The following is an 11390-nucleotide window of genomic DNA, read 5'->3' on the forward strand; positions in this document are numbered from 1 at the left end:
CCCTCGCGACTGTTCGGGTTCAATGGAACAACGGACGGGGCGCCGCGCTGAGGTCCGGGCTTCAAAGCCCTGGGATGAAGCGGTCTCCCGTCCGTTACCGCACCGGACACTCTATCCGATCCAGTGCCTCCTGACTTACAAGGATGACGGGATGGGACCCGTAGCCCGGATGGAGCGCAGCGAAATCCGGGGCACCCAATCCGCGCCGTCAGTCCCCCGGATTGCACTTCGCTTCATCCGGGCTACGACACTTTACAAGCTGCAAATCTCACCTGCACCGCGGATAGATCGCCGCGAGCTCGCGGCCGCGCAGCAATAGCAGGCGCGAGGTCAGGCCGCCGCGGCGGGCGATCCAGCCGCGCACCGGTGCCGGATAGGCTTGCAGCACCGCCACGGACGCTTCCGGCTCTGCATAGGTGCGGCCGCGCTGGTCGATCGAGCGCGCGGCGTGGAAGCCGAGCACGGCGCGCCGCGTCACGCAGATGCGGTCGCCCGGCACCATCGAGAGTACCAGGGTGCAGGCCGACAGGCAGGGCCCGTCGATCACGACGCGCTCGCCCGATTCGCGCACCTTGTCGAACAGCTCGATGAACGGGCCGACCTGCCCGCCGGGGCTGGCGAGGATACGAACATCGGCTTGCGCGCAGCTAACCGTTGCGAAGAAAGCTGCCGCCGCGACAAGTATTTTCATGCGCGCAATCCCTGCCACGATGCGATCGAGATGCCGCCGCATCTCAAGCCGGAAGGCTTGCGCCGGAATGGGGCATCGTCAAGACCGATGTCCCGGTCGCGACAACACGTGGCTCAGGCCGCGCGGTTCTTGAGCGCCCCCACGATCGCAGTGAGCACGGCGCCGGCAACGCCGCCGCCGGCGACCTGGCCGATGATGCTGCCGATGTCAGGCGTCGCGCTGGAATTGGCGAGCAGCGGGATCAGCATGCCCAGAAGCTGTCCGCCCGCGCCGCCGCCGATGGCGCCTGCGATGGTGTTACCGAGCGTGCCGAGATCGATGTTCTTGGCCGCTCCCGCCGCGACATTGCCGCCGACGGCTCCGCTGATGACCTGAATGATCAGATTGATGAGAACGCCCGACATGAGGTGATTTCTCCCCGGTATCTGGTTCAGCACGGCTGAGACGCCGGCCGGCGTCCCACCGCTGCGAAGGTTAGGCCTCCAGCGCGCAGAGGTCATGCTGCACACGCGAAGATTGTCGACCCGCACCGACGCTATGCACCGGCTTTTTTGAGGGAACCCTCCGGCTCTCCGGGAGCCTCAGTCAGCGCCGGAGACGCCGGCCTCGGCAAAGGTCGCCATGCCGCCATGACAGGCGAGCGCCGCCCGCAACAAAAGGATCGCAACCCCCGCGCCGGAGCCTTCGCCGAGCCGCATGTTAAGGTCGAGCAAGGGAGCGAGCTCGAGCTCGCGCAGCAATTCGCGGTGGCCAAGCTCGGCCGACACATGTCCGGCGCGGCAATGCGCGAGGCTATCGGGCGCAAGCCGCGCCAGCGGCAGCACCGCCGCTGTCGCCACGAAGCCGTCGAGCAGCACCGGAATGCAGCGTGCGCGCGCTGCCAGCACGGCCCCCGCGATCGCCGCGAGCTCGCGTCCGCCGAGCGACATCGCGGTGGCGAGCGGATCGTCGATCGCGCCGCGATGCAGCTTGAGCGCCGCATCGATCGTGGTGCGCTTGCGTATCAGCCCGGCATCGTCGACGCCGGTGCCGCGGCCGGCCCAGCGTACGCCGCGCCCGCCCATCAAGGCGGCGCACAGCGTCGCGGCGACCGTGGTGTTGGCGATGCCCATCTCGCCGACCACGAGCAAATCGCATTGCTCGGGCACCGTGCGCCAGCCGGTATCGAGCGCGACGAGGAAATCGGCGGCGTCCATCGCCGGTCCGGTCGTGAAATCGCGGGTCGGCCGCGCCAGCTCGAGCGGCTCGACGTGCAGCTCGGCGCCGGCAAGCCCGGCGATCTGGTTGATCGCAGCGCCGCCGGCGGCGAAGTTCGCCACCATCTGCGCGGTGACCTCGGAGGGATAGGCAGAGACGCCGCGCTCGGCGATGCCGTGATTACCGGCGAACACGGCGATCGTGACGTGGTCGAGCCGGGGCATCTCACGCCGCTGCCAGCGCGCCAGCCAGATCGCAACCTCCTCCAGGCGGCCGAGGCTTCCCGGCGGCTTGGTCAGGTTCTGCTGGCGCTGCGTGGCGGCCGCGGCACTGGCCTCGTCGCCCTGCGGCAGGTCGCGACAAAAGCCGCGGATGTCGTCTAGAGTACTGAACTGCATGCGATTCCCTCGTCGAGCGGGCCGCAAGCTAATGCATGATCCGGAAATGTGTGAAGCGGTTTTCCCTCGCGACAAATGCGTAGCATTTGCGCGGAGATCATGCCCTAACAAGAAGCTAAAGCGCGATCAGATCGAGCCCGATCTCGTCGCGCTTTAGCCCAATTTCCAGGCCTTCACCATGAATCAATGGCTCGACGATCTCCGGACCGCGACCGCCTTCCTGACCCGCCTGCCGATGCCGCATCCGGACGGCGCGCGGACGGAGAGCTTTGCGCGGGCGCAGCGGCTGTTTCCCCTGGTCGGGGCCGCCATCGGGGCGGGGATCGGCCTGTTTTGCCTGCTGCTGCGGGCGATCGGTGTGCCGGATCTCGCCGCCGCGGCGCTCGCGCTCGGCGGCGGTGCGCTGCTCACCGGCGCGCTGCATGAGGACGGGCTCGCCGATGTCGCCGACGGGTTCGGCGGCGGCCGCGATGTCGCGGCCAAGCTCGAGATCATGCGTGACAGCCGGCTCGGCACTTACGGCGCGCTGGCGCTGGTGGTGAGCTTTGCCGCCAAGCTCGCGGCGCTGGCTGCACTTCCGAACGGATTTGTGGTGCAGAGCCTGATCGCGGCGCACGCGCTGGGCCGCGGCGTGCTGCCATGGATTGCGATCAGCCAGCCTTACGCGCGCAAGGACGGGCTCGCCGCCAATGCCGGAAGGCCTGATGGGACCATTGCCGTGGTCGCGGCCGGCATCGCGCTGCTGATCGCAATCCTCGCCTTGCCGTTCAGCAGCGCGCTACTGGCGGCGATCCCCGCCGCTGTGTGCGCGCTGGTCATGGCGCTCGTGGCAAAGCGGCAGATCGGTGGCCAGACCGGCGATGTGCTTGGCGGTGCGGAGCAGGTCGCGGAAACCGCGATCCTGGTGCTGCTCGCGGCGCGGTTAGGTTAGTGCATTTTCGAGCGAAGTGGAGACCGGCTCAGTGAAGAAAAACGCGTCAAAATGAAAGCGTGAGCGGAACATGGATCGCGAAACGCGTTTCTGGCTGATCCGTCATGCGCCGGTGGACGGTCCGCGCGGCGTGATCCACGCGCCGGATGCGCCCGCCGACCTCGGCGATGCCGCGGCATTCGCGTCGTTGCAGGCGAGGCTGCCGGCCCACGCTCGCGCGGTCTGCAGCCCGGCGCGGCGCACCCGTGAGACCGCAGCAAAGCTCGGCCTGACTGCAACGGAGGACGACGGCTTTCGCGAGCAGGATTTTGGCGATTGGACCGGCCGGCGTCACAGCGAGATCGAAGCCGAGCTCGGCGCGGCCTATCGCGCGTTCTGGCAATCGCCGGGCAGCAACCGGCCGCCGCGCGGCGAAAGCTTTGCCGATCAGATCGCTCGGGCGCGGGCAGGGCTCGCGCGTCTGCCGTCCGGCGATGTCGTACTGGTCGTGCATTCCGGCACCATTCGCGCGATCCTTGCGATCGCGCTCGAGCTTGCCCCGGAGCTCGCGCTGCGCTTCGTCATCGATCCGCTGTCATTGACGCGGATCGACCGGCTGCCGAATGCCTGGCGCGTGGTCGCGGTGAACGAGCGCTAATTTAGTCACTCAGCGGCACTAGCAATTCCGTCACCCTGAGGAGCGCGTAGCGCGTCTCGAAGGGTCGACGGCCACCAGCGGGGCCGTCCATCCTTCGAGACGGCCGCTTCGCGGCCTCCTCAGGATGACGGAGATGGAGTGAGTGTATCGCTGAGTCTACCCATTCCGTCGCGCGCCGCGCAGGGTCGGCAGACCGATGCCGGCGGCGTCGAAGCCGCCGTCGACGGCGAGGATCTGGCCGGTGATGTAGCTGGCGCGATCCGAGCACAGGAAGAAGATCGCTTCCGCCAGCTCCTCCTCCAGCCCATAGCGGTTGAGCGGGATGGCGTCGTGATAGTCGGCGCGGATTTCCGGCGTGTGGACGGCCTTGGCCATCGCGGTCTCGACCGGCCCGGGCGCGACGCCGTTAACGCGGATGCCGAGCGAGGCGAGCTCGACCGCGAGCTGCTTGGTGAGATGCGCAAGGCCGGCCTTGCTGGTGCCGTAGGCCGAGCGCAGCGTCGAGGCGCGCACCGCCGAGATCGAGGTGATGTTGACGATCGCACCGCCGCCATGCTCGCGCATCACAGGCGCAGCCGCCTTGGTGCACAGGAACGGGCCGGTGAGGTTGACCGCCATGATCCGGCTCCAGTCGGCGTCCGAGGTCTCCAGCACCGGCGTGAACACGGCAATGCCGGCATTGTTGACCAGCGCGTCGAGCCGGCCGAAGCGGTCCGTGATCGCAGAGATCGCGGCTGCCACGCCAGCGGCATCTGATACGTCGCAGGTGAGCGCCAGCGTGTCGTCGGGCTGCTTCAGCGCCGCGACCGCCGCGCGCAGCAATTTACCCTCGATGTCGAGCAGCGCGACGCGCCAGCCGTCGGCGAGAAAGCGTTTCGCCGCGGCAAGCCCGATGCCACGCGCGGCGCCGGTCACGAGTGCGACTTTGGGGGAAGCGGGATTCATCGGATGGTCCATCGGTTCGGGCAGGAAATCCCGACCGTCTGCGACCTTTACCTGGTGATGTCAACCTGAGAGGCGCTCAACTGGCTCGGCCGTCATTGCGAGGAGCGATAGCGACGAAGCAATCCATTCTTCCCGTGTGGCGAGGTGGATTGCTTCGCGGAGCCTGTTATCGGGCGCGCTTTCGCGCGACCCGTTGGCTCGCAATGACATGGGTGCGACGGCCGTTCTATACTCTTTCAACATGGGAAGAAGGCGCGTCTCGCGTCCTCGATGAATGTGCGTCGCGTTCGATGCTTGGGTCTCCACGCCCGCCGACCGCAATAAGTATCCATACGAAAAGTATCCATACGAAAAAAATCGCGGCAAGAGATGTCGGAAGGGCGGTCCCGGCCTCGTCCTTCGGTCACTCATTCCATGATGGAGTTCCGATGTCGCTTACCCTGCATTACCACCCGCTGTCCTCCTTCTGCTGGAAGGCGCTGATTGCGCTCTACGAGAACGGCACGCCGTTCACGCCGAACATGGTCAATCTCGGCGATCCCGCCGAGCGCGCGGCGCTGCTCGCGCTGTCGCCGATCGGCCGTTTTCCGGTGCTCCGCGACGAGACGCGGGGCGAGACGGTGCCGGAATCGAGCATCGTCATCGAATATCTCGACCGGCATTATCCCGGTGCCGTCAGGCTGATCCCCGAGGATCCGGATCTCGCGCTGCAGACCCGGCTGCGTGATCGTTTCCTCGATCTCTATGTCCACCTGCCGATGCAGAAGGTCGTCGGCGACCGGCTGCGGCCTGCGGACAGCAAGGATCCGCACGGCGTCGCCGAGGCGCGGGCGCAACTCCGCACCTCCTATGCGATCCTGGATCAGCAACTGATCTTGAATCAGCAACGCGCGCGTGGCGGCTGGATGATGGGCGAGCATTTCTCGTTGGCCGATTGCGCCGCCGCGCCGACGATGTTCTACGGCAACAAGGTCGAGCCGTTCGGAGATGGCCATCGGCATCTGGCCGCCTATCTCGAGCGGCTGATGGCGCGGCCGTCCTTCGCGCGCGTCCTGAAGGAGGCCGAGCCCTATTTCGGCATGTTCCCGCGGGAAACCTGACGCCAGCCGGCCTCCGACCCGGTTCCAAAAAATAAATCGTGGCGGGATGTCGCTTTCGCGCCGCCCCGTTCGTCATCTCCCTGTGGCCCGGGTTTCCGGAGCGCTGGTCGCTCCGGAGGCCCGGGCAATACGTGTGGGAGACGACATGGCTGCAGCTGGCAACAGGGCGGAGATCATCCGCTCCCTCTTCGCCGCCTATCTCGCCAATGACCGCGCGAGCGTCGAGGCGGCGTTCGCGGAGGATTTCCGCTTCTCGACGCCCTATGGCGAGAACATCGACAAGCCGACCTATTTCGCCGAGTGCTGGCGCGACTCCGGCTGGATCGGCCGCCACGAGATCGAGCGCATCATGGTCGACGGCGTCGAGGCCTTCGTCACCTATCGCTGCGTCGCGCGTGACGGCAAGAGCTTTCGCAACACCGAGTTCTTCGTGTTCGACGGCGACAAGGTGTCGCGCATCGACGTCTATTTCGGCCCCTCGCACCAGGACGGCGAACTTGTCAGGCAGGACCGCTGAGGGCTGTGGCGCGCGATGCAATGACCTCCGAAATAATTTCGCTTGGCCTGTCGGCGTGGCAAGCCCCGCGTCGTCCTTGAGACGAGCACCGGAGATACCGGCAAAGCAGCTGAACAAGACAACGGAGCAGGACGATGAAGTTCATGGTGATCGTGAAGGCGAACAGGGACACCGAGGCCGGCGTGATGCCGAGCACCGAGCTGCTTGCGGCGATGGGCAAGTTCAACGAGGAGATGGTCAAGGCCGGCGTGATGCAGGCCGGCGAGGGGCTGCATCCGACCAGCAAGGGTGCCCGCGTCAAATATGCCGGCGGGCAAAGCATGGTGTCGCGCGGCCCGTTCGGCCTGAGCAGCGATCTGGTCGCCGGCTTTTGGCTGATCGAGACCAAGTCGCTCGACGAAGCGATCGACTGGATGAAGCGCGCGCCGTTCGACGGCGGCTCCGAGATCGAAATCCGCCAGGTGTTTGCCGCGGAGGATTTCGGCGAGGCGCTGACGCCCGAGCTGCGCGAGCGGGGAGAGCGCCTGCGCGCGCAGGTGGGCAGGAAATGACACCCGAGGTCATTCCGCGATATCGCGCCGGCGATGCGCTCCGAATACATGATCACCGTCGCAAGTCATGGATTCCGGGCCGGCGCCGCGTGGGGCTTCCCGGCATGACGAGGGTGAAGATTGCGAGTGATTCAACAGGCAAGGAAATCCGACCAATGCGTTTCATGATGCTGATGATCCCGCTCGGCTACGAGTCCGCGCCGGCCAAGCTCGAGCTCGACCCCGAACGGGTCGCCGCGATGATGCGGTACAATCAGGCGCTGAAGGACGCCGGCGTGCTGATCACGCTGGAAGGCCTGCATCCGCCGGCTGCCGGCGCGCGCGTCAAGTTCGACACCGGCGTGCCGGTCGTGATCGACGGCCCGTTCACCGAGGCCAAGGAAGTGATCGGCGGCTTCTGGATGATCGAGGTCGCCTCGCGCGCCGAGGCAATCGAATGGGCCAGCAAGTGCCCGGCCACCGCGAACGAGATGATCGAGATCCGCCAGGTGCAGGAGATGGCAGATTTCTCCGAAGAGGTGCAGCAGGCCGCCGCGACCTTCGAGCATCCGCAGGGCGGCTGGGGCAAGGCGCTGCGCTGACACCGCATGATCCAAGTCGCGATGCTGCCGCACTGCGGCATCGCATCACTAACCATCGTCAACCAGCAACGACTACAACGGAGACGCAAGATGAGCACCAACACCTTCCTCGCGGTCTATCTCGGTGGCGGCAGCACCGGCTCGCGGATGGCAGCCTGGAACGCGCTGCCCGAGGCCGAACGGCGCGCCAAGGAGCAGCAGGGCATGGCGGCCTGGGGCGCCTGGGTCGAAAAGCACCATGACGTGATCGTCGAGATGGGCGGACCGCTCGGCAAGACCAAGAAGGTCGGGCAGGGCGGCGTCACCGACATCGCCAATCTGATGACCGGCTTCACGGTGGTGCGCGCGCCCTCGCATGAAGCGGCGGCAAAGCTGTTCGAGAACCACCCGCATTTTTCGATCTTCCCGGGCGAAGCCGTGGAGATCATGCCGGTGCTGCCGATCCCGGGCCGATAGGCAATCGTTTTGGGCCATGGGCTCCCTGAACCTCTCCCGCTCGCGGGGGAGGTCGTCGCGCGCAGCGCGGCGGATGGAGGCCCTCTCCACTGTGTCACTCGCGGAGAGGGCCTCCGCTCGCCAGTGGCCGACTTCGTGTCCAGGTCACGCCGGCCCGAGCAAATCTGAAAGCCCTGGAGTGGAGGTCTTGCGCCATGGCGAAGCTTGTCTTCGGACTGAACCAGTCGCTCGACGGCTATGTCGATCATCAGGCGATGGTGCCGGACACCGGGCTCTTTCGTCATTTCATCGAGCAGGTGCGCAGCGTGGCCGGCATGTTGTACGGCCGACGCATGTACGAGGTGATGCGCTATTGGGACGACGACCTTCCTGATTGGGATGCAGAGGAGCGCGACTATGCGGCAGTGTGGCGGAGACGGCCAAAGTGGGTCGTGTCGCGCTCGCTGAAATCCGTCGGACCCAACGCGACACTGGTCGAGGGGGACGTTGAGGCGGCGGTGCGCGGGCTGAAGGCTCGGCTCGACGGGGAGATCGAAGTCGCCGGGCCGGACCTGGCGGGGAGTCTGACCGAACTTGGCCTGATTGACGAGTATCGACTGTACCTCCGGCCCATCGTGCTCGGGCGCGGCAAGCCATTCTTCATCGGGCCCCGCGCGCCGCTCCGCCTGGTGGCAAGCGACCGGATCGGCGAAAACACGATCAGGTTGACCTACGTCCCCGCCTAGTCATGCAGCGTGCCTGACGGCGTTGCGCGGAAGCCCCCGACTGACTGGTCCGTTAATCTTGATTGACGCGCCGCCGCCCCGCTAGTGACCTTTACCGCCGGCTCATGTAAAAGCCGTTCACATGAGCTGGCGCAAGGACCAAGGCCGCGCCGAGCGCGGCTATCATCACGGCAATCTCAAAGAGGCGTTGCTGCAGGCCGCACTCGACCTGATCTCGAAGAAGGGGCCGGCCGGCTTCACCTTCGCCGATGCCGCGCGGATGGCCGGCGTCAGCCCGGCCGCGCCGTACCGCCACTTCCGCGACCGTGACGAGCTGATCGCCAGCATCGCGCAGCGCGGTTTCGAGCAGTTCGAATCGCTGTTGACGCAGGCCTGGGACGACGGCCGCCCCGACACCGTCACGGCGTTCGAGCGGGTCGGCAAGGCCTATCTCGCCTTCGCCCGCGAGGAGCCCGCGTTCTATTCCGCGATGTTCGAATCCGGCCTGCCGGTCGATTCCAATCCAACCTTGATGGCCGCAAGCGAGCGCGCCTTCGCGATCATCCGCGCCGCTGCCGAACGGCTCGCGGCACTGGCGCCGCCCGGCATGCCGCGTCCGCCGGCGATGATGATGGCGCTGCACATCTGGGCAATGTCGCACGGCGTCGCCTCGTTGTTCGGCCGCGGCGATGCCGCGCGGCGCAAGCTGCCGATGTCGCCGGAGGATCTGCTCGAGGCCGAAGTGCTGATCTATCTGCGCGGCCTCGGCTTCCCGACCGACCGCCGGCCTGGAACCGCGGCCGCCGACGACAAGCCGGCCGGTCCGTGGGGTAAGCCGAAATAAGGTTCAACGGCCAAGCCAAAAATAATCCGAGGGGTGCGTCACCCGCGCTGCTTGACTTTCCCAAGGGATCGGCTACCTATGTAAATGTTATTTACATTCACAACGGCGTGATGCCGTGATGGAGAAGGAAATGGCCTACACCGCTGATGTCAATCGCTGGCGCGGCCCCGTCGAAGAGCCCTACCGTCCCTACTTCTACGCGACGCCGTGGCATCCCCTGAAGATCGCCGGGATCATCCTTGGCTTCATGATCTGGTGGCCGATCGGCCTCGCCCTTCTCTTTTTCACACTCGGGAGCAGAAAGATGGCCTGTTGGAGTCACAACGACATGGATCGCTGGCAGAACAAGATGGAGCGGATGCAGGACAAGATGGAGCGGATGAAGAGCCGCATGGAGCGCCGCGGCTTCCCGTTCGGCGGCTTCGGTCCGCCCTCCAGCGGCAACCGCGCCTTCGACGAGTACCGCCAGGATACGCTGCGCCGTCTCGAGGAGGAGCAGGTCGAGTTCAAGAACTTCCTCGATCGCCTGCGCCACGCCAAGGACAAGGAAGAGTTCGACGCCTTCATGGCGCAGCACAAGACCCGTCCGACCCCGCCGACCGACCAGCCGCCGCAGAGCTGATCACGCGAGGCAACAGCTAGCCTTCAGGCGATGTGCCCCCATAGAACCTGATGGCCCTGAGCCGCCCGTTTGCGATGAGCAAGCGGGCGGTTTGCATTTTGGGATGGTGACGCCCACTCTATCGTTTGGGATCCGGACGATGAGGTGAAGACCATGGCGGGATCAGCGACAGTGACGGCCGGCGAGCTTTGGCTTGCGATCCGGCGCGAGGCGGAGGCGGCGATCGCGGCCGATCCGTTCCTCGAGGCGTCGGCCGCCTTCATCCTCGATCAGGGCGACCTCGGCGGTGCGCTCGCTTTTCTGATCGGCCGGCATATCAGCCGCGCGGAAGGGGATCGCGCGCAGTTCGCGCGGACCGCCCGCGAAGCCTATGCGGCCGAGCCCGTGCTGGTCGATGCCGCGGCCACCGATCTCACGGCCATCGTGCGCCGTGATCCCGCGATCACGGGCTTCCTGCCGCCGCTGCTCAACTTCAAGGGTTTCGTCGCGCTGCAGGCCTGGCGGGTGTCGAACTGGCTGTGGCGCCAGGACCGCCCCGACCTTGCGCTCATGATGCAAAGCGCGACGGCGGACCAATTGCAGATCAGCATTCACCCGTCGGCCCGGATTGGAACCGCGGTTTTCCTCGATCACGGCACCGGCATCATCATCGGCGCGCTGGCCTCGGTCGGCGACGAGGTCACGATTTTGCAGAACGTCACCATCGCGCGGCATCAGGATGATCCGCGCCGCGCGCCGAAGATCGGCCACGGCGTGCTGCTCAGCGCCGGCGCCACGGTGATCGGACATCTCTCCATCGGCGATTTCGCCAGGATCGGCGCCGGCGCTCTGGTGACGACGGATGTGCCCGCCGGCTGCACCGCCATCGGCGTGCCTGCGCGGCTGACCAATTGCGCGGAGGCGGGGACGTTTTCGTGAGGTGAGCACCCTCTCAGGCTCCTCTCCCCTTGCGGGAGAGGGTTGGGGAGAGGGGTGGCCCCGGGCGTGGTGTCAGAGATTGGATGATGCTGTTGCATCAGCGCGCAGCAGGTGTCGCCGCTCTAACTGGATGCGGAGCAAGTGCGCCCCTCTCCCAACCCTCCCCCGCAAGCAGGGCTGTCCGGGGAATGATTCACTATGTCGCGGTGCATGCTCGGCAAGACCGAGGCAAATCGGCCTTTTCTGGTTGTCGAGACACAGAAGGCCGAGCATGCGATACCGCGATAGCATTTTTGGA

General features: G+C 66.2%; 15 protein-coding genes. 11 read left to right on the forward strand and 4 right to left on the reverse strand.

Going from position 1 to position 11390, the window contains the following annotated elements; all coding sequences use genetic code 11:
- Positions 1-268: 268 nt before the first annotated feature.
- From I6F38_RS42190 to cobT, 3 genes are all read right to left on the reverse strand, one after another.
- Positions 269-691, reverse strand: a complete 423-nt coding sequence (locus I6F38_RS42190) for a hypothetical protein (RefSeq protein WP_225164545.1) — start codon at positions 689-691, stop codon at positions 269-271.
- 113 nt (positions 692-804) lie between these two features.
- Entirely contained in the window at positions 805-1095 is a 291-nt protein-coding gene (locus tag I6F38_RS42195; protein WP_225164546.1) for a hypothetical protein, read from the reverse strand.
- 177 nt (positions 1096-1272) lie between these two features.
- On the reverse strand, positions 1273-2286 hold the full coding sequence (gene cobT / locus I6F38_RS42200) for a nicotinate-nucleotide--dimethylbenzimidazole phosphoribosyltransferase (RefSeq protein WP_225164547.1): 1014 nt from the start codon (positions 2284-2286) through the stop codon (positions 1273-1275).
- Positions 2287-2464: 178 nt separating this feature from the next.
- Here cobT and cobS point away from each other — a divergent pair, with 178 nt between their 5' ends.
- Together cobS and I6F38_RS42210 are read left to right on the forward strand one after the other, a co-directional pair.
- A complete protein-coding gene (gene cobS / locus I6F38_RS42205) occupies positions 2465-3217 on the forward strand; it encodes an adenosylcobinamide-GDP ribazoletransferase (protein ID WP_225164548.1) in 753 nt (250 codons plus the stop codon).
- A gap of 70 nt (positions 3218-3287) precedes the next feature.
- Positions 3288-3854 carry a histidine phosphatase family protein gene (locus tag I6F38_RS42210; protein ID WP_225164549.1) on the forward strand — a complete coding sequence of 189 codons (567 nt, stop codon included), beginning with the start codon at positions 3288-3290 and terminating at the stop codon, positions 3852-3854.
- Positions 3855-4010: 156 nt separating this feature from the next.
- On the opposite strand, the gene I6F38_RS42215 is transcribed toward I6F38_RS42210, so the two are convergent.
- Entirely contained in the window at positions 4011-4799 is a 789-nt protein-coding gene (locus I6F38_RS42215) for an SDR family oxidoreductase (RefSeq protein WP_225164550.1), read from the reverse strand.
- A 428-nt stretch (positions 4800-5227) separates the two neighbouring features.
- Between I6F38_RS42215 and I6F38_RS42220 the strand changes: the two genes are divergently transcribed.
- The 9 genes from I6F38_RS42220 to I6F38_RS42260 all read left to right on the forward strand — a co-directional run bounded on the left by I6F38_RS42220 (position 5228) and on the right by I6F38_RS42260 (position 11092).
- On the forward strand, positions 5228-5899 hold the full coding sequence (locus I6F38_RS42220; protein WP_225164551.1) for a glutathione S-transferase family protein: 672 nt from the start codon (positions 5228-5230) through the stop codon (positions 5897-5899).
- A gap of 145 nt (positions 5900-6044) precedes the next feature.
- Positions 6045-6416: a nuclear transport factor 2 family protein gene (locus I6F38_RS42225; protein ID WP_057016222.1), complete on the forward strand. Its 372-nt coding sequence runs from the start codon at positions 6045-6047 to the stop codon at positions 6414-6416.
- Positions 6417-6550: 134 nt separating this feature from the next.
- Positions 6551-6967, forward strand: a complete 417-nt coding sequence (locus tag I6F38_RS42230; protein ID WP_225164552.1) for a YciI family protein — start codon at positions 6551-6553, stop codon at positions 6965-6967.
- 155 nt (positions 6968-7122) lie between these two features.
- On the forward strand, positions 7123-7548 hold the full coding sequence (locus tag I6F38_RS42235) for a YciI family protein (protein WP_092087574.1): 426 nt from the start codon (positions 7123-7125) through the stop codon (positions 7546-7548).
- Positions 7549-7638: 90 nt separating this feature from the next.
- Positions 7639-8004 carry a YciI family protein gene (locus tag I6F38_RS42240; RefSeq protein WP_028341377.1) on the forward strand — a complete coding sequence of 122 codons (366 nt, stop codon included), beginning with the start codon at positions 7639-7641 and terminating at the stop codon, positions 8002-8004.
- 194 nt (positions 8005-8198) lie between these two features.
- A complete protein-coding gene (locus I6F38_RS42245) occupies positions 8199-8729 on the forward strand; it encodes a dihydrofolate reductase family protein (protein WP_225164553.1) in 531 nt (176 codons plus the stop codon).
- 121 nt (positions 8730-8850) lie between these two features.
- Positions 8851-9552 carry a TetR/AcrR family transcriptional regulator gene (locus I6F38_RS42250; protein WP_092087570.1) on the forward strand — a complete coding sequence of 234 codons (702 nt, stop codon included), beginning with the start codon at positions 8851-8853 and terminating at the stop codon, positions 9550-9552.
- A gap of 130 nt (positions 9553-9682) precedes the next feature.
- Positions 9683-10174, forward strand: a complete 492-nt coding sequence (locus I6F38_RS42255) for a DUF2852 domain-containing protein (RefSeq protein WP_076827785.1) — start codon at positions 9683-9685, stop codon at positions 10172-10174.
- Positions 10175-10327: 153 nt separating this feature from the next.
- On the forward strand, positions 10328-11092 hold the full coding sequence (locus tag I6F38_RS42260) for a serine acetyltransferase (RefSeq protein ID WP_225164554.1): 765 nt from the start codon (positions 10328-10330) through the stop codon (positions 11090-11092).
- Positions 11093-11390 lie beyond the last annotated feature (298 nt).

Origin of the sequence: Bradyrhizobium sp. BRP56 (assembly GCF_020194035.1) — a bacterium.
GTDB classification, from domain to species: domain Bacteria; phylum Pseudomonadota; class Alphaproteobacteria; order Rhizobiales; family Xanthobacteraceae; genus Bradyrhizobium; species Bradyrhizobium australafricanum.